13 protein-coding genes and 1 pseudogene are annotated in these 18,973 nt (G+C 50.7%); 10 read left to right on the forward strand and 4 right to left on the reverse strand.

Translation table 11 applies throughout. The features are described 5' to 3' along the window. Positions 1-46: 46 nt before the first annotated feature. Both ABEB26_RS08320 and pepF read right to left on the reverse strand, forming a co-directional pair. Positions 47-1,150 carry an aminopeptidase gene (locus ABEB26_RS08320; RefSeq protein WP_345721509.1) on the reverse strand — a complete coding sequence of 368 codons (1,104 nt, stop codon included), beginning with the start codon at positions 1,148-1,150 and terminating at the stop codon, positions 47-49. Between the two features lie 62 nt (positions 1,151-1,212). Next, on the reverse strand, positions 1,213-3,024 hold the full coding sequence (gene pepF, locus ABEB26_RS08325) for an oligoendopeptidase F (protein WP_345721510.1): 1,812 nt from the start codon (positions 3,022-3,024) through the stop codon (positions 1,213-1,215). Positions 3,025-3,253: 229 nt separating this feature from the next. Between pepF and ABEB26_RS08330 the strand changes: the two genes are divergently transcribed. The 6 genes and pseudogenes from ABEB26_RS08330 to ABEB26_RS26925 form a co-directional block, all read left to right on the forward strand. Next, on the forward strand, positions 3,254-3,778 hold the full coding sequence (locus ABEB26_RS08330; RefSeq protein WP_345721511.1) for a hypothetical protein: 525 nt from the start codon (positions 3,254-3,256) through the stop codon (positions 3,776-3,778). Positions 3,779-3,881: 103 nt separating this feature from the next. Then, positions 3,882-4,862, forward strand: coding sequence for an ABC transporter ATP-binding protein (locus ABEB26_RS08335; protein ID WP_345721512.1), 981 nt, complete (start codon positions 3,882-3,884; stop codon positions 4,860-4,862). Continuing rightward, positions 4,859-7,147, forward strand: a complete 2,289-nt coding sequence (locus ABEB26_RS08340; RefSeq protein WP_345721513.1) for an ABC transporter permease subunit — start codon at positions 4,859-4,861, stop codon at positions 7,145-7,147. Before ABEB26_RS08335 ends, ABEB26_RS08340 begins: the two co-directional genes overlap by 4 nt. A gap of 70 nt (positions 7,148-7,217) precedes the next feature. Continuing rightward, positions 7,218-9,299 carry a CHAT domain-containing protein gene (locus ABEB26_RS08345; RefSeq protein ID WP_345721514.1) on the forward strand — a complete coding sequence of 694 codons (2,082 nt, stop codon included), beginning with the start codon at positions 7,218-7,220 and terminating at the stop codon, positions 9,297-9,299. A 72-nt stretch (positions 9,300-9,371) separates the two neighbouring features. Next, positions 9,372-9,935 carry a hypothetical protein gene (locus ABEB26_RS08350; RefSeq protein WP_345721515.1) on the forward strand — a complete coding sequence of 188 codons (564 nt, stop codon included), beginning with the start codon at positions 9,372-9,374 and terminating at the stop codon, positions 9,933-9,935. Positions 9,936-10,213: 278 nt separating this feature from the next. Beyond that, positions 10,214-10,513: pseudogene (locus tag ABEB26_RS26925) on the forward strand (YbaN family protein); the annotation flags it as partial. A 4-nt stretch (positions 10,514-10,517) separates the two neighbouring features. Here ABEB26_RS26925 and ABEB26_RS08355 read toward each other — a convergent pair. Next, complete coding sequence (locus tag ABEB26_RS08355) at positions 10,518-11,897, reverse strand: replication-associated recombination protein A (RefSeq protein WP_345721516.1); 1,380 nt, start codon at positions 11,895-11,897, stop codon at positions 10,518-10,520. A gap of 41 nt (positions 11,898-11,938) precedes the next feature. On the opposite strand from ABEB26_RS08355, the gene ABEB26_RS08360 reads away from it, so the two are divergent. The 3 genes from ABEB26_RS08360 to ABEB26_RS08370 all read left to right on the forward strand — a co-directional run bounded on the left by ABEB26_RS08360 (position 11,939) and on the right by ABEB26_RS08370 (position 15,234). Next, complete coding sequence (locus ABEB26_RS08360; RefSeq protein ID WP_345721517.1) at positions 11,939-13,195, forward strand: PQQ-dependent sugar dehydrogenase; 1,257 nt, start codon at positions 11,939-11,941, stop codon at positions 13,193-13,195. Positions 13,196-13,510: 315 nt separating this feature from the next. Next, the gene (locus ABEB26_RS08365; RefSeq protein WP_345721518.1) at positions 13,511-14,095 is read left to right on the forward strand and encodes a putative pterin-binding protein; all 585 of its coding nucleotides are present in this window, start codon (positions 13,511-13,513) and stop codon (positions 14,093-14,095) included. Continuing rightward, a complete protein-coding gene (locus ABEB26_RS08370; RefSeq protein ID WP_345721519.1) occupies positions 14,095-15,234 on the forward strand; it encodes an STAS domain-containing protein in 1,140 nt (379 codons plus the stop codon). The genes ABEB26_RS08365 and ABEB26_RS08370 overlap by 1 nt, the downstream gene beginning before the upstream one ends. Before the next feature lie 150 nt (positions 15,235-15,384). On the opposite strand, the gene trmD is transcribed toward ABEB26_RS08370, so the two are convergent. Continuing rightward, a complete protein-coding gene (trmD, locus tag ABEB26_RS08375) occupies positions 15,385-16,125 on the reverse strand; it encodes a tRNA (guanosine(37)-N1)-methyltransferase TrmD (RefSeq protein ID WP_345721520.1) in 741 nt (246 codons plus the stop codon). A gap of 135 nt (positions 16,126-16,260) precedes the next feature. Here trmD and ABEB26_RS08380 point away from each other — a divergent pair, with 135 nt between their 5' ends. Continuing rightward, positions 16,261-18,834 carry a choice-of-anchor I family protein gene (locus tag ABEB26_RS08380; protein WP_345721521.1) on the forward strand — a complete coding sequence of 858 codons (2,574 nt, stop codon included), beginning with the start codon at positions 16,261-16,263 and terminating at the stop codon, positions 18,832-18,834. Positions 18,835-18,973 lie beyond the last annotated feature (139 nt).

Below are 18,973 nucleotides of genomic sequence, written 5' to 3' on the forward strand. Positions count from 1 at the left end.
GTTCATACCCTCGAACATGCTTTAGTTGGGAGTAAAAAGGGAAAGTTTAGACCACGAATGTGCCATTTTTTTGGAACAATTGACCATCGACATAGACTTCGCTATTTTGGCGTAAATCGCAAACCATGTCCCAGTGGATTGCCGATTGGTTTAAGCCGCCAGTTTCAGGGTAGGAAGCGCCGACTGCCATATGGATTGTACCACCCATTTTCTCATCGAATAAGATGTTACGGGTGTAATTTTTGATGTTGGGGTTGGTGCCAAAGGCAAATTCGCCCAAAATCCGTGCGCCAGCATCAACATTCAACATTTGCTCAAGGAAATCTTGGCCGCTCTTGGCTGTTGCCTTGACTACTTTACCATCTTCGAAGGTTAATTGCACATCTTCGACTTCGCGTCCATTATAGATCGCTGGGAACGAAAAGCGTACAACGCCATTGACATTGGTTTCTTCGGGGCCAGTAAAGAACTCGCCATCAGGGAAGTTGGCATCGCCAGCACAATTGACAAAGCTGCGTCCAGCGATCCCCAGCCGAATATCGGTGCCCTCACCTAGGATATGCACTTCGCGCTTATTTTGCAAGAAATTGATCAAATGGGCTTGCATATCGTGAAGTTCTTGCCATTTGGCGATTGGGTCAGCCTCGTTCAAGAAGCATACACCATAGACAAAATCTTCAAAATCGGGCAAGCTCATGTTGGCATCTTGGGCCAAGCCTTCGGTTGGAAACAGTGTAACACACCAACGAAAATTGCCAGCATGAGTGCGCGACATCAATGTGCCCATCAATTCGCGCCGCGATTTTTGAAACACCGATTGGCGCTCGGGGTCCACCTGCGAGAGTTCGCGGGTGTTGCTTTGGGCATCGATTCGAATCCGCACATCGGCGGTTTCAATTCCCAAACGATCGTAGGGCGAGATCCATTGCAATTGTTTATCGTTACCATGATTGAGCAAAATTCGCGAAAGCCCAGGCATAACCGTGTGGGCAACTGGATGCCCGCCAGCCAGCAAAATTTCGCGATACATTGCTTGAACTAAGGGCGCAGCAGCAGGCTCACTCTGCAACACCACCAATTCGCCCTCTTTGATTTTCATCGAATAATTGACCAAGGTATGAGCCATTTTGAGAACCCGTGGATCGGCCATGCCAACTCCTTACACAACACACGCACTCGCCCTTCACAACGAAGGGCGAGCATGAAAGGCGATTAGGCGGTTAATTCATCGAGTTTGGTCACCAAATCGCCGAAGCGATTCATGGCCCGATGAATTGGGTCGGGGGTGGTCATATCAACCCCAGCCCCTTTGAGCAGATCGATTGATGATTTGGAATTACCACCCCGCAAGAAGTTGACGTAATTTTCAGCAGCGCCAGCGCCTTCGGTCAAAATCTTGTCGGCCAAGGCCAAGGCTGCTGAGATGCCTGTGGAATATTGATAGACATAGAATGAGCGATAGAAGTGGGGAATTCTAGCCCATTCAATATCTAATTCTTCGTCGATAACCAATTCAGGGCCATAGTATTGCTCGATCAAACGGCGATACAAGGCGCTCAGATTATCGGCGGTCAGCGCTTCGCCATGCTCGACCATGCGATGGGTTTCGCGCTCGAACTCGGCAAACAAGGTTTGACGCAATAATGTGCCGCGAATATCATCAATTTGCTGGGTAACTAATTGCAAACGCAAAGCTGGGTCATCGCTGGTTTTGAGCATATATTCGGCCAGCAAGGCTTCGTTTAAGGTTGAAGCAACTTCGGCCACAAACAAGGTGTAATGGCCATAGGTGTAGGGTTGATATTTGCGGGTCATCAACGAGTGCATCGAGTGACCAAGCTCGTGAGCCAGGGTAAAGAGGCTATTCAAGTTATTTTTGTAGTTCATCAAAATAAAGGGTTGCGAGGTGTAACAACCCCATGAATAGGCTCCCGAACGTTTATTTTTATTTTCGTAACGATCAACCCAGCGCGATTCTAACCCATGGCCGAGGCTTGAGCTATATTCAGCTCCAAGTGGCTCCAAGGCGCTCAAAATCAACGAAGCACCTTGTTCAAAGTCGATTTTGGTTGGGGCTGCGCCGTTTAATGGCACAAACCAATCGTAGGCGTGCAAGCTATTAACTCCTAAAATGCGCTTGCGAACTGCGCCATAGCGATGCAATTTGGGCAAGTGCTCGTGCACCGTGCTGATCAAATTGTCGTAGACGCTCATGGGAATTTCTTTGGGTTTTAGGCTAGCATCCAAGGCTGAATCGTAGCCACGAGCTTTGGCATAGAAAATATTGCTGCGCACATTGGTAGCATAATTAGCCGCCAACATATTGCGAAATTGGCGATAGGTACGGTGGATGCTCATAAAAGTGTCGCGGCGGATACGTTGGTTGGGATTTTCCAGCAAAACTGCATAGCGGCCCATGGTTACTTCGAGCGGCTTGCCCTGCTCATCTTCAATCGGCGGAAATTTGAGGTCGGCATCGCTAAACATGTTGAAGGTGGTTTGAGCGCCACGACTAATCTCGCCACTTTGGGCTAATAACTCTTCAACTTCGCCTGAACGGGTGTGCTGGCGCAAGCGAATTTGCTCTTCTAAGGCGCGGCGATAGTGTTCGAGGGCGGGCAAACTGCTAATGTAGCCCAGAATTTGCTCATCAGAAAGAGCTAAAAGCTCGGGTTCGATCCATGAGGTAGCGGCACTAACTTTAATTGAGAGGGCAGCGGCGCGTTCTTCGAGCGCTTGGTAATGTTGGTTGGCGGTATCTTCGTCGGCCCGTAGGCTGGCATAGACATAAATTTGTTCGAGCACCATGCCAAGGGCTTCTTGGGCTTGAAAGACTGCCAACAACGCCTCAGGACCATTGGCGAGCGTGCCTTGCAGGCTGGTCAAGGCTGGCAGCAAAGCGTTGCTAATTCGTTCAACATCAGCCTCCCAAGCCGCTTGGTCTGCATAGAGACTACTAATATCCCAAGTGTCTTCGGCGCTTACTTCCTCGCGGGTTGGAACCTGTTCTTCAACCATGGTCATGAGGGATTCTCCAATTTCATGTCAATGCTTCAGTATTGCACCATTGCAGTACTGTTCCAGCAGGCGTAATGATCAATGGATACGGTATGCTGATTTTAGCATAAACTTGGTGATTTGCACTACCCGACTTTTGGCTGAACTGCTGTTAATTTGCTGCAAATCTGCTACTTGGCACAACTTACTGTCGCTATAGTAAAGCAAGATCAATCATTCAAGCAAAAGTGAGGGCATGATGGATTATCACGTTCCTACAATTGAACCTTCTGGCGCAGTTCGTTGGCAACGTTGGTTTTGGCGTAGTTGGGGTCGGCTGATTCTGACCGCGATCGTAGCAAATCTGGTTGGAGTAACGATGTCCAACCTGCTGGGATGGGTGTGGCTCAGCATTTGGTTAGGCGATAAACTGCCCAACCGTGAGTTTTGGCAGATCATGGGTATTAGGCGATATGATTCATATGCTTCGGCAGGGTTGCTCATGGGATTATTTTTTGGATTTTGGATTAGTGCCTTTACGACCTTGCTGCTGCGGAAAAAACTACCTAAACGTTACCAACTCTTTTGGTTTGTGCTGCATTATATGGTTGGGGCTGTAGTTGTGGTTGTGATTGGGTTGTCACTCATCCAGCTCAAGTTTCCGGATATTACGATCTTTCAATTCCAACATCTATTTGAGTTGCCGATAGCAAGTTTTACTGTAGCCAGTGGCTTGGTTGGCTGGCAGATGCAGCGCTGGTTGAAGCGACCTGAGCACTAGCAGCCCAATTGGACTATTGTGCCCTTGACAAGCGAGCGTTTTTGCGGTCTGGTATTGATACGCCCTTTTTGATGATGGTGGCGGTTTGGATAGGAGTTCTGCAATGATCATTGCTGAAGAGTTACGTAAGCAATTTGGAGATTTTCACGCTGTAAAGGGCGTATCGCTTGAAGTTAAGCCTGGCGAAGTCTTGGCATTACTTGGCCCAAATGGTGCTGGCAAAACTACCAGCATCCGCATGCTAGCGGCGATTCTCAAGCCAACCAGTGGGCGGGCAATCGTTGGCGGCTTTAATGTTGAAACCCATGCCCGTGAAGTGCGCCATGCGGTTGGCTTGCTGACTGAATTTCCTGGCCTCTACCATCGCATGAAATCGCTCGATTATTTGCTGTTTTTTGGGCGTTTGCAAGGCATGAATGATCGTGATTGTGGCAATCGGGCAGTGCAATTACTGCAACAATTTGGCCTATGGGAAGCCCGCGAAAAACGCATCGACGGCTATTCCAAAGGCATGAAACAGAAATTAGCCTTGATTCGGGCGATGATTCATGACCCTAATATTTTGTATCTCGATGAGCCAACCACTGCTATGGACCCGCACTCAGCCCGAACCGTGCGCGATGCGATTGCAGGCTTGCGCTCGGCTCAGCGCTCGATCATTTTGTGTACCCATAATTTGAACGAGGCCGAGGAGTTGGCCGACCGCATTGCGGTGGTGCACGATGGTGGAATTGCGGTGCAAGGCACGATTGCTGAGCTGAGCCAACAATTGATGGGTGACCCAATTTGGGAGCTGCGCCTCGCCCAACCCCAACCAGAGCTGGCCAAACGCCTGGCCAATTTGCTAACAATTGAAGATGTTGGTGCTGATTGGTTGCGCTATCGCACGACTGAGCCACATCAGCTTAATCCCGTGTTGATTCAACGGATTAGCGGCTGGGGCTGGCCATTAGTCTCAATCAACGAAGTACAGCGCTCGTTAGAAGATGTCTATCTGACGATTGTTGGTCAAACCCATCGCGAACGGGTCAGTGCTACGCTTGAGCAGCCCAATGCGGCGGCAGTTGCCGAGGTCGCCTTATGAGCAACCAAGCTTTGACGATTACGCGGCGCGATTTACGCGATACGCTCAGCGATTGGCGCACCTTGATTCCGCTATGTATTCTTTCGGTGCTATTACCGCTCATTTTGCGGTCGGGCGTGGCCCAAGCAGTTAGTTTTCTTGACGATGAATTTATCAGTCGCAGCTTAGTGCCGCTTGGTTTGTTGATTGCTGGCTTCTTGCCTGCCTCGCTTTCCTTGATTGGCCCCTTAGAATCGTTTGTCGGCGAGCGCGAACGCTCAACCCTTGAATCGTTGTTGGCGATGCCGATGAGCGATCGTGGCTTATATCTGGCCAAGTTTTTTGCCGCACTCTTGCCACCGGTTGGTTCATCAGCGGTGGCGATGGTCATTTATAGCTTGGCGATTGAACTAGGGCGGCCTGTGCGCATGGCCGCGCTGCCAAATCGAGTTTTTCTGAGCGACTATTTGACCAATGCGTGGATTCTTGGGATTACGGCGATTTTGCTGATTAAAGTCTTCACCATGGTTGCGGCAGCGGTCTATGTTTCTTCGCATACCACCAGCATTCGGGCTGCCAACTTGCTGGCGAGCTTCATCCTCATTCCGATGGCAATTTTGGTGCAGATTGAAGCGCTGATCATCATTAATGGCATGTTTTTGCCGATTGTGCTGATTAATGGCTTGCTGTTGGTGGTTGGCCTGACCATGGTTGGTTGGGGCATGTATAGCTTTAATCGTGAAGAATTGCTCTCGCGTGAGCACGAAACGATCAGCAAACGAAGCTCAACCCAACGCCTGAGCCAATCGACCAAAATCTATGGCCCAGTTATGACAATTCTGCAACGCGAAGCAACCGATACCCTGAGCGACTGGCGGATTTTGATTCCGATTGGGTTGCTGACCTTTTTGGTGCCGATTGGCGCCTTGTTTGGCTCGATCTATGCTTTTTCAAATGTTGATACGCCCGATGGGGTGGTCAATCTGATGCCCTTCATTGTGTTGTTGGTTGGCTTTTTGCCAGCCTCGTTTTCGCTGATTGTGGCACTTGAGGTTTTTGTTGGCGAGCGCGAACGTGGCTCGTTGGAATCACTTTTTTCGATGCCAATCAGCGATGATCAGTTGTATCGTGGTAAGTTGTTAGCGGCGATTGTGCCGCCAATTGGTGCAAGCCTGATTGCCATGCTGCTGTTTGGGGTTGGCCTGAGTTTATTTGCCCCAGCCGCCTTGCTTGAGCGGATCAACCTGAGCATCTTTAGCCAAATGGTGCTGCTGAGCATTGCCCAAGCCTTGGCGATGGTCTCGGCGGCAGTGGTGATTTCGTCGCATACTAATACCGTGCGTTTGGCCAACTTATTAGCCAGTTTTATTTTGGTGCCAGTCGCAATTATGGTACAGCTTGAGGCTGTGCTGATCATCGGCGAACGCTTCGACGTGCTGAATGCGATTATGGCGGTGATGTTAATTTTGACGATTGTGCTAACTCGTACTGGGATTGGCAGTTTTAAGCGCGAATCAATTCTCTCACGTGAGCATTTGGCGCTAAACGTTAGTCAAATCAATCGGGCCTTCAATGCCTTTTTCAGCGAAATTCGCCCAGCAGGTAGCAACCCCGATAACCACTTAGGCGTGTTTTATGTTGAAACTGCACGTGGACCAGAACGCAATGCTCGGGCATGGCTCAAACGCTTCTATCGCCAGGAATTAGCGGTAGTTTGGCGCGAAACCCGACTAGCTTTGGTGGTGGTGCTGCTTTGTTGCGTAGCAGCAATCATTTTTGGCAGCCAATTTACGCCAGTCAGTGATCGCGAACAATCATTAGCGAATCTTATGAGCCGTTTAGACACCAATCAAGCTACGCTGTGGAGTCCCTCGTTTGGCGTGACGGTTGTGCGAAATAGCTTTTCGCTCTTCTTTGCTGGGCTATTTTCAGCGATTAGCCTCGGCTTTTTTGGCCTAACGACTCCAGTGATCAATTTGATGAGCATTAGTTTTCGGGCCAGCACGTTAGCGGCAAGTGGCGGGCTAGCCACAGGTTTAAATTATCTATTAGCCTATGAGTTGCCGCATGGCCTATTGGAAATTCCCTTAAGCATTATGGCAGCGGCGTTAGCGTTACGCTTGGGCGCTTCCTTGGCCTTTGTGCCACCAACCTATAGTGCTGGGCGGCATTTACTCTGGGCTTGGGCGATGTATCTCAAAGTATTTTGCTTAGTGATTGTGCCTGGGCTAGTGCTGGCGGGCTTGATTGAAGTGTTGGTAACCCCAGCTGTCTATCAGATGGTCTATGGGTTTCTACAGATTTAGCCTGTTGACAAGCCATGAAGCTGCTACGTACAATGGAGCTATCACTTGGTACTGCTAGGAGGGTACTTCGATGGTGGCTCCTTCTGCGCTTGCGTTAATTTTGCCTGCGGGTATGCCATTGGCAACCGCTTTGATGATTGTCAATCAACGCCAGATCGATTGGGTGGTGATCACGCCAACTCCCAACCCCAAAGAGGGCGATGCAGCAACGCTGATTGCTGTAGCTGAGCTGAAACAAAGCAATGTTTCGGTGGTTGGCGCATTGGCTGGCCTAACCGTCACGATCACGCGGATCTTTCCGGATCGCACGGTGCATTGGCAAGGCGAAGCAATCACAACCAAACATAATGATGATCGGCGTGGCGATAATGAGGGCATTGAGCCAGAGCCAACTACGCCACGGGTGGTTAATGCAGCACTGTATTATGCCGATGATCCCCCTGATTTAGTTGCCCCAACCACGACCTTAGCAGTCGCAAGTCGTTACCATTTGCGGATTAATATCGGTGAACGGCGGAGTGATTCACGTTTAACTGATGCCCAAGCCTTGCCAACTCCCGATATAAGCGAAGATTTGCCCTTATTTATCAGCGTTGCCAGTCGCGGCGAATATGTGGTGTTTGATGCGCCGATGCAGCGCCTGAGTTTGCCGCCTGCTGGCGATAGCGCCAGCTTGCAATTTAGCCTAACTGCCAAACAGGCAATTGATGATATTCCTATTTGGATCAATGTTTATTACAACTGGACTTTGCTGCAAACCCTTGAATTGCATTTCAAAATTACGCCTGTTGAAGCCGATTTGGCTGCACCGTTGTTGGCGCGGGTCAGCTATTCGCGCACGGCTGGCTTTGCTGATTTAGCGGCAATTCGCCCCAAAAAAATTACTTGTAAATTAACTGGCGATGGCGAATTTTATCGCATGAACGTGGCATGGCCCGATGAAGGCACAAGCACGCGCCGCGAACAACGCGGCTTGAATTTGGTGCTGCCAATCAATGCGGCGAGTCTGAGCAATGAAATTGTGCAAGCACGAAATACGCTCTACGATATTACTTGGCAACCATCGTATCGCCAAGGCAGCCGTGGCAAATTGGCCGAGCGCCGTGAAAGTTTGTATCAACTGGCGGTTGTGGGCAATCGCTTGTATGCGGCTTTATTTGCGCCCAGCGGAGCCAGCGCCGAGCAAGCTGAATCGTTGGCGGCGCTCCGAAGCTGGCTGGAAACAATTAGCGCCGATCAGACCTTGCCAGCCTTGCAAATTATTCACGAAGGCATGCCTAGCGGCGTGCCATGGGGTTTGCTCTATCCTGAGCCAGTCAACGATCCTAACAGCGTTGATTTGAATAAGTTTTGGGGTTGTCGTTATCGTTTGGAAATTATGACCCCGCAACTGGCCCAAAATGCTCAGCAAGCGCCAACCGCCCAAGCCCAATTGCAAATTAGCGGCGGAACCTACAACTTCCGTGTGCCAATCGCCGATACGGTTGTTGATGTGACCCAGCAACATCGTGAAGCGCTGCAAACGTGGAGTACAACGCGGGGCAATGTGGCGCTCGATTTACGCGAAGCAGGCGATAAAAATAGCCTTGGCGGCTTATTCGGCAAAAGCGATATTGTTTATATGTATTGCCATGGACACACCGCCAAAACTCCCGACGATACCTCGGATTGGTTGGCCAAGTTTCGCGATCAAATGGCGCGGTTGGATGACAGCGTGCGCAGCAAATACAGTGATTTGCTGAGTTTGAGCCAGAAAGAATATCAGCCAAGCGACCCAAATATTAGCGATAGCTGGCTGAAATGGAATCAAAGCCTGTTGCCGTTGCGCTTGCTGAGCCAATGGGGATTAAAACTCGAACGCAAACCGTTGGTGATTTTGAATATGTGTGAATCGGCCCAAGTGCTGCCAACCTTGAGCAGCGGCTTTATTCCATTTTTCAGCCAATTGGGGGCGCGTGGTATTTTGGGTACTGAATGCCCGATGCTGGCACCATTTGCTGCCGCCTTTGGCCAAAAACTGATCGAACGTTTGGGGCAGGGCGAGGCGATTGGCGATATTTTGCCAGCGCTCCGCCGCCATTTTATCGAAGAAGAGCGCAATCCCTTGGGCTTGGCCTACACCTACTATGGCGATGCCGATGCCCATGTTTAGGAGTGTGACGTTGGGGCTGTGCGATAACCTTTATCAGCAGCCAAGCATCATTGAGTTATTTAAGGAGTTGCTGTGAGCGATTCAACTAATCAACAAGCCGTGTTGGAAAGCCAAGTTCGTTCCTTGGTGGAGCTTTCGGAAGATGATTTGTTTCGCAAACTTGGGATTCAAGTCAAGCAAGCTGAAGAAGCCGATGCCGCTGCACTAGAAGTAGCCCAAGCCGAAGGCGCATTTGCTGAGCCAGTTGGGGTTGAAATGGGCTTGGGCGAAAATCTACGGGCTTTTGGGGCACGCTGGTGGGCCGAAATCGAGCCAAAACTTTACAATTTGTTGTGTGCGAGCGAAAGCAAAGAGCGCAGCCAAATTTTGGCTCAATTGCCTGAATCGAAGGGTGGCACAGCAGCGGCGGTAGTTGGTGGCGATAGTGGCAATGCAGCCGCCGATAATATTGCCACGGCCTTAGCGCCCTTGTTGATTGGCCTGTTGCCCTTCAATTTGCCAATTATTGCCTCGGTTGGTGCAACGATTGCCGCCAAAATGATTTTGAGTTCAGGCCTCAAAACCACCTGCGAAATGTGGCAAGAATCAATTGAGGCTCGCGAAGAAGCCAAGGCCAAAGAGAAACCTGCCGAATAGCGTTCCCTCACCCCTCACCCCTCACCCCTCTCCCACTGCGGCGGGAGAGGGGCATTCCACCCTTGATGTTATGGTGGTTCCCGCTCGCTCGCTTGGCGGGAGAGGGGGCTAGGGGGTGAGGGCATCGCTATAAGCATTCAGCGCAGCAGAACATTGACCTGCTGCGCTTTTTTGTGGGCAATCGTGATGATGTTTAAGCAAATTAGCCAACAAAAGTTACGGAAACGGCTCCCAAGCAGCGCTATAATAGCAGTAGTATAGATTGAAGGATTCGTGGTATGACATCAATTCGCAAACTGCTTTGGATTAGTCTTGGGACTATTTTTCTAATATTAGGTGTAATTGGCATTTTCGTGCCGTTAATTCCCACTACTGGGCCGTTGTTGGCTTCGGCGGCCTGCTATATGCGTGGCTCACAGCGCTGGTACAACTGGCTGATCAACAATCGCTATTTGGGCAGCTATATTCGCAATTTTCGCGATAAACGGGGCATGCCCTTGCGGGCTAAGGTTGTCACATTGGTGATTTTGTGGCCAACCTTAGCCGTTTCAGCCTGGGCCAAGCCAGTTTGGTGGCTTTGGCTCATCCTTTTGGCGGTGGGGATTGGGGTGTCGTGGCTGATGTGGAAGCTTCCGACATTGCAGCTTGATCCTCAGGGTAACGCCATGCCAAGCGTTGCTGAACCCGCGCCTCATAGCCATGATCTGTCGGGTAGTAATAGCGATGCCCCGCTAAATTCGGCGGTAGATGCTCCTGTTCAACCTGGGCATCTTTGAAATCGTGGGCATATTGGTAGCCCGATCCATAGCCTAAACCCTTCATCAAGCCAGTGACCGCGTTGCGCAGATGCAGCGGCACTGGTTCGTTGCGGGTAGCCTCAACATCGTGTAGCACTGCGCCATAAGCTCGATAAACGGCGTTACTTTTAGGTGCTTGGGCCAGATAAACCACGGCTTGGGCCAACGCCAATGCCCCTTCACCAGCACCCATAAAATGCACAGCTTGCTGGGCCGCCACACAAATTCCCAAGGCCAGTGGGTCGGCTAAGCCAATATCCTCAACCGCCATGCGAATTACGCGGCGGGCCACATACAGCGGGTCTTCGCCGCCCTCAAGCATCCGCGCTAGCCAATATAAGCCGCCATCAGGGTCGCTATCGCGTACTGATTTATGCAAGGCCGAAATCGCGTCGTAATGCAATTCGCCGGTTTTGTCGTAGGCTACGTTGCGGCGTTGATAGGCCTCAACAATCGCCTCAAGATCGATCAGGCGCTGGCCGTTTGGCTCAGGAACTTGGGTTAATGCGGCGGCTTCGAGCGCGGTCAAGGCGGCGCGGGCATCACCACTCGCCAGATGAATCAACATATCGCGGGCTTCGGGGCTAAGTTGAACCTGCTGTTGGCCCAAACCACGTTCGTTGTCGTTTAATGCACGTTCGATAATCGCATCGATCGCGGCATCTTCCAAAGCTTCGAGCACAATCACCCGACAGCGTGAAAGCAAGGCCCGATTGATCTCAAATGAAGGATTTTCGGTGGTTGCCCCAATCAAGGTGACCGTGCCATCCTCAACGGCTGGTAGCACGGCATCCTGTTGCGCTTTATTCCAACGATGAATTTCATCGATAAACAACACCGTGCGCTTGCCGTACATTCCACGGCGTTCTCCAGCCTCTTTAACGACTTTGCGTAATTCGGCCACGCCAGCGCTGACCGCCGATAGTGGCTCGAAATGTGCAGACGATGCTCCAGCGATAATTCGCGCGAGGGTCGTTTTGCCAGTGCCAGGTGGTCCCCATAAAATCAGCGAAATCAATTGATCGCGCTCGATTAGGCGACGCAACAAGCGCCCTTCACCCACAATCTTGGTTTGGCCCTCGTATTCGGCGAGAGTTCGCGGGCGCATGCGAGCCGCCAAGGGGGCATCATTGCTTTGGCTAGCTTGATAGCTAAATAAATCCATGAGTTGTGATACCTTTCTTATGATGATGTTTAGGAGGTACCATGCGCAAAGCTCTGCTTTTGATAAGTTTGCTTGGTTTGTTGGCCGCCTGTGGCGAGCAACAAGTCGATGCGCCGATTGCACCAACCACCGTGCCGCTCAACCAAGCCGCTGGCAGTTCCACCACACCAGTTGCCACCGCAACAACCAGTATTGTACCAAGCCCTGAGCCAACAACAAGTGCTGGCAAACCTGCGCCTAATGCGCCAACCGCTGTGGTCGAGCCAACCGATACGGTTACTTTGCCCGATGGCTTTGGCATTAGTGTGTTTCAGAGTAAACTGGCTGGCCCACGCATGTTGGCAATTGGCCCAGATGGCGCAATTTATACCGCCGAACGTGGCGAGGATCGGATTGTACGCTTGCCCGATCGCAACGCCGATGGTTTGGCGGATGGGGTTGAGGTGATTGCTGATGGCTTCGATTCGCCATCGAGCATGATTTTCGACCAAGCTGGCAATTTGTATGTGGCCGAAACTACCAAAGTGATTAAGTTGACTGAGCCTGACGCTGAGGGCAAATATACCCAACGCCAAACGATCATCGATGGCTTACCTGCTGGTGGTCATAGTACTCGCACCTTGTTATTCAGCCCTGATGAAAGCAAGTTGTATGTGGCGGTTGGCTCATCGTGCAATGTCTGTAACGAAGAAGATGAGCGACGGGCAACCGTGATGGAATATGATCCCGATGGCAGCAATGGCCGAATTTATGCCAAGGGCTTGCGCAACGCCGTGGGCATTACTTGGCGGCCTGGCACAAACGAATTGTGGGCTACCAACAATGGTCGCGATATGTTGGGCGACGACCAACCACCAGAAACCGTCAACGTAGCAACTAGTGCTGGCCTGGATTTTGGCTGGCCTCGCTGTCACTCTGGGCGGATTGCCGACCCTGAATTTGGCAAAGCTGCGAATGCCTGCCAAGGTGTTACGCCGCCTGCGGTCGAGATGCAAGCCCACAGCGCCCCGCTCGGCTTGGCGTTTGGTAATGGCAGCAACTTCCCCGAACCCTATCAAAGCGGCTTGTTTGTGGCCTTCCATGGCTCATGGAATCGCTCAAGTCCAACTGGCTATAAAGTGGTGTTTATTCCAGTGACTGATGGCAAAGCTGGCAATGCCCAAGATTTTGCCACAGGCTGGCTGACTGATGCTGGGGCCGTTTGGGGCCGACCAGTTGACGTAATTGTTGGCCGTGACGGCAGTTTGTATATTTCCGATGACGCTGGCGGCGCGATTTACCGCGTCTTTGCCAAATAACCAAGTTCAGGTTTGCTTACCAAGGGTTGTTGCATAACAACCCTTTTTTGGTTAAATCGGCACTAAACTAACACCAAGCCAACATTTGGTTTAATTTTGGTTTAAGTGTAAAAAATTATTGGCCTGCTGCATCCCCTATGTGGTGGATGAATTTGGTTCAACTATTCCCAATAATGGGGGATGATGGCTACATTAAGACACGACTTTGGGCAAATTGCACAAATTGCTATCTTGGCGTAGCATAGCTATAGGACATATTGCGCTCAAGATTACTTTACACTTTGTCGTTCGCTGTTGGTTTGAGGAGGTTGCCGCATGGGCCGCGCGTTTCACACTGGGTTTCGGTTATTGATGGTTACTATGGTTGTTTTGGGGAGTTTGGTTGCTTGTGGTGAAACCACGATTGATCCGGCGAGCACCTACAAGGTTATTACTCCAGCCTCGATTAAAGCGGGTGAAGCGATTCCTGCTCCAAGCTCAGAGGTTATTTTGAGCCTCAGTGGCCTGATTGGCCAAACCAACAATGCCCAACAACTCGATTTTAGTATGGACACGCTTGAGCAATTGGGCGTGGTTGAATATACCCTCGAAGATCCTTTTTTGGGTCGCACGGTCACCTATCAAGGGGTTTTGATCAGCAGTATTTTTGAGGCGGCTAAGGTTGCTGAGGGAGCCAAAACAGTCAAAGCCGTAGCGCTGAATGACTATAGCATTGATATTCCAATCGATGAATTACGCACAATGCCCGTCATCTTGGCGACCCGCCTTGATGGTGAGCGCATGGCTGTTGCCGATAAAGGCCCGCTAGAAATTGTTTTTCCATACCACGCCTACAAGCTTGAGCATGAAAAATATGTTGGCATGTGGATCTGGCAGTTGCGGAGTATGGAGATTAAATAATGCAACCTCGCCGTTGGATTCAACGATTGGTGCTTGCTGGCACAAGCTTGATCTTTTTGGTCTTGCTTGTACTGTTGGGCTTTAATTTACAAACTTTAGGCGTGGCCACCCGTTTTTTTACGCTTGATGGTGGGATCTGGAACCCAACTCAGCTTGAGCGTGAAATTCTGCGTTTGAGGGTGATTGCCAACGAAATTAGCATGGGCACGCCCAATTTAGGCAATGAGTTTGTGCTGCGGCGTAATTTGGTTGGCAGCCGCATTAATGTGTTGAGTGATTTTTATCGGGTTGAGCAAGATGATCAGCGTAGCATGCTCGAACGGAGTTCATTTGAAGTGATTAAGCGTGAATTCTTTACGCTTGAAAATCAAACCCGCTTCAATATTTCAGAGAATTCAGTGCAAGAATTAATTCCAGTATTAATTAATATGGAATCGAATGCCCGCACGATGGTTAACGAGCGTCGCCAAATTGTTGATCGGGCTTCGCAATTCCAACGTCAATCGCTTGAACGCTTGCGAGTCACGCTCTTATTTATGCTTGGTGGGATTTTAATTCAAGTACCGATTTTCTTTTTGTTAACGCGTCGCCGTTTTGATACTACTCTACAAAAAGCCTATAGCACGTTGCAAGAGCGTTCGACCGCGCTTGAGCAATCGCAGCGCGAATTAGCCAGCTCGCATGCCCATGCCCAGCAACAAAATGAGGCTTTGCAACAAACTTTGGCCGATTTAGAGCAAAGTATGGCTGAACGTAGCGCCTTGCAAACCACCGTTCAGCAGATGCAGTTTCCAATTATTCCGTTGCGCAACCGGATGGCGATTATGCCAGTGATCGGCAATTTATCAGCCGAGCGGGTTCAAATTGCGATCGAATCGGCGACCCATTATGTTGAAGTCAAACGAATTAAAATTCTGCTGTTTGACATAACTGGGGTTTCGGCGATTGATCAAGCGGCGGCGGCCAGCATGCAGCAATTATTGCAAATGTTGCGTTTGCTCGGCTGTGAGCCAGTCTTGGTTGGCGTAACGCCCGCTGTGGCCGAAGAATTAGTCCACACAGGCTTGAGTCAACAGAGCTTGCAAACCTATGCTAACTTGCAGCAAGCAATTGAGGTTACCGCCAAAACGATTGAGTAGGGGCTAGGGATCAGGGATCAGTTGTCAGGGTTGAGCTATTGGCTCTCAAACAATGATTCGTGAAATTCAGGGCTAAAAAGTTCTAGCCCCTGATTCCTGACCCCACTCCCTCTCTGCACCTCTGCGTCAAAGCCCTTCATCCCTCATCCTTCATCCTTCATCCTTCATCCAGCCCCATTCGTTGAGCAATTGACGATCTTTTTTGGAGAGTGTGGCATGGCGCAACATATCGGGGCGACGTTCCAAGGTGCGGCGTAAACGCTGCTCATGTCGCCATTGAGCAATCTTGGCGTGATGTCCACTCAGCAAAATTGGCGGTACGGCAACCCCATCCCACTCGGCGGGCTTGGTATAATGCGGGTATTCCAATAACCCATCGTCGTGGCTTTCGTGAGTTAGCGATTCAGGGTCGAGCACCTCGGGCACCAGGCGGCCAACTGCATCGACAATTGTCATGGCTGCCAATTCTCCGCCAGTTAGCACAAAATCGCCCAGCGACACTTGATCGGTCACATAGCGTTCGATATAGCGCTCGTCGATGCCCTCGTAGTGACCACATACCAACACCAAACGCGGCAGTTGCGCCCATTCGCGGGCGAGGGTTTGGTTAAACACGCGTCCGCTGGGAGTCATCAGTACCACCGGAGCCGGATTGGGATCGGCAGCCAATACGGCTTCGGTGCAGAGCGCCAACGGCCCCGGCTTCATCACCATCCCTGCCCCGCCGCCAGTTGGCGAATCATCGACCATTTTATGCTTGTCGGTGGCGTAATCGCGAATATCATGCAAGTGAAATTGTAATAATTCAGCTTGAGCCGCCCGTTTCAAAATGCTTTCAGTCAGTGGGCCAGCAAACATGGCCGGAAACAAGGTCAAAATATCAAAACGCATTGCAAAAATCCTATCGTAGCAGATTTAACCTGTTGATTGTTGTTTGTTAATCAACGCCTATGATACTCGATGGCTTAGGGCTGGTGCAAAAAATCGCTGTGTGAATAGTATTTATTCTATGAGGAGCAATCGGCTATGCGTTTTCGGCGAACAGCATACGGGCTAGGATTAAGTTTATTGTTAGCAACCCTCCCCCACGCAAGCTTGGCAACCCCAGCGCTCACTACCACTGGCGTTCCAACCGACCCCACTCCGGCAATCAAACTCACGCGAATTGGCCGTTACAACCCAGGCCCGTTTCGTAGCGCTGATCCACGGGCGGCGGAAATTGTTGATTTTGATCCGCAAAGCCAGCGCATGGTCTTGATCAATGGCTTTAACAGCGCCTTAGATATTGTTGATTTGAGCAATCCGGCCAATCCACAGTTGCTTACAACGATCGCCATCACGCCAACCAGCAGCAATGTGCCCAATAGTGTGGCCGTCCACAATGGCTTGGTCGCGGTGGCCGCCAATGCTGCCGTCAAAACTGAGCCTGGGCGGGTGGTGTTGTTCAATCGCGATGGTGTGTTTTTGAATGAAATCACGGTTGGGGCAGTACCCGATATGCTGACCTTCACGCCCGATGGCCGCCGGATCGTGGTGGCGATCGAGGGCGAACCGAACAGCTATAACCAAGTTGATTCGGTTGACCCTGAGGGCGCGGTGGCGATTATCGATTTGCCGCAAAATTTTGCCAGCATTACGACCACCAGCGTGCTTTCCTCAAGTTTGGTTGGTTTTACCGATTTTAATCTTGGTGGCAGCCGCCATGCTGAGCTTGACCCACAAATTCGGATTTTCGGGCCAAATGCTAGTGTTGCCCAAGATTTGGAGCCGGAATATTTAACTATCTCAGCCGATTCGAGCAAGGCCTATGTTACGCTGCAAGAAAATAATGCTTTGGCCTTGATCGATCTCAATGCAGGGCGAGTGCAGTGGCTAAAAGGCTTGGGCTATAAAAATCACAATATCGTGGGCTATGGGCTTGATCCCAGTGATAGCGATGGTGCGAATGCAATTGCGCCATGGCCGGTGTTGGGTATGTATCAACCAGATACGATTAGTAGCTATGATGCCAACAACCAAACCTATTTGGTAACTGCCAATGAAGGTGATGCCCGCGATTACACAGGTTTTACTGAAGAGGTGCGGGTAAAAAATGTCGTGCTTGATTCGAGTGTGTTTACCAATGCAACCAGCCTGCAACAAGATGCCCAGCTTGGCCGCTTGAATATCACGAATACCAAGGGCAGCTTTGGCGGTCTACACCATGCGCTGTATGCATTTGGCGCACGCTCATTTTCAATTTGGGATGGCACGACAGGTCAGTTGGTGTTTGATAGTGGCGATGATTTGGAAACCCGGACTGCCGCCGCTTTTCCAAATAACTTTAATGCCAATAACACCGCCCACAGCCGCGATAACCGCAGTGACGACAAAGGCCCAGAGCCAGAAGCCTTAGCAGTAGCGACGATTGATGGTCGTAGCTATGCTTTTGTCGGCTTGGAGCGGATGGGCGGAATTATGGTCTACGACGTGAGCATCCCGCAAGCGCCGCAATTTCTCGAATATTTCGCTGCGCGTAGTTTCCCCAGCAGCTATGTCACGGGCACACCTGATGATCTTGGGCCTGAAGGTATGCATGTGATCGCAGCCGAAGATAGCCCAACTGGCAAGCCCTTGTTGTTGGTTGCCAACGAAGTTAGCGGCTCGGTCTCGATCTATCAAATTACAGCCCAAACTCCCCACATGTACTTGGGCTTGAGTGATGGTTTGACCAGCGTGCAACCCAACACTCCGGTTATTGCCTCGCTGAGCTTGAATAATCAACAAACTGAGCCAAACGCCCGCCCCGCGACTGAGCTGCAGGTGCAGTATCTTATGCCAAGCCAATTAACCTACAACGATTGTACAATTTCCAGTCCCTTGGTGGGCACATGTAGCCAGCAAAATGGCATAGTAAGTTTCAATCTGACCACGCCATTTTCCTCGGCCAGCCAAGGTTTGTTGCAAGTTTCCACCACGGTCAAGCCTAATGCCACAGGCACAATTGAGCATCAAGCCAGCCTCAGCTATCGCGATACTGGTGAATTGCAAATAACCGTTCAAGCCAGCGATACGACCACAATTGGCATTGCTCCGTTGATTACCAGCGGATTGCCAGCGGCGGCGAGCTATGGCGCGGCCTATAGCCACACGCTAACGGCAAGCGGCATCCCAACCCCAACCCTTAATTTGGTTGGAAACTTGCCAGCAGGCTTGACCTTCGATAGCCAAAGCGGAATCTTGGCGGGTACGCCGACCACCAGCGGTAGTTTCCCAAATTTGATCTTCCAAGTAAGCAACGGAATTGGTACAATGGTAACGCAAAGCTTTACGCTGACTGTTGCCAAAGCGCCATTGCAGGTCGTTGCTGATAACCAACGTCGTTTATTCGGCCAACCCAACCCGCCCTTGAGCTATCAAGTAACTGGCTTGCGCTTGCAAGATACGGCTGCAAGTGCATTAACTGGCACATTAACCACAACCGCAACCCTCACCAGCCCGCTTGGTGAGTATCCAATTAGCCAAGGTAATTTGCAGGCTCAACACTACCACATTAACTTTAGCGCTGGCACACTCACCATCGCAGCCAATGCGGTTTACCTACCCTTGATTGGGAAATAAGCACCAGCAACGATTCGTCAATAGCTCAAAGTGACATACACATGCCCAATCAACAACCTTTAATTGATTGGGCAATACAACGTAAAGACCAAGCGTCGGATTACCCATCGGTGATCCGACGCTGCGCAACCTCACGATC

It is taken from the genome of Herpetosiphon gulosus (assembly GCF_039545135.1).
Lineage (GTDB): Bacteria > Chloroflexota > Chloroflexia > Chloroflexales > Herpetosiphonaceae > Herpetosiphon > Herpetosiphon gulosus.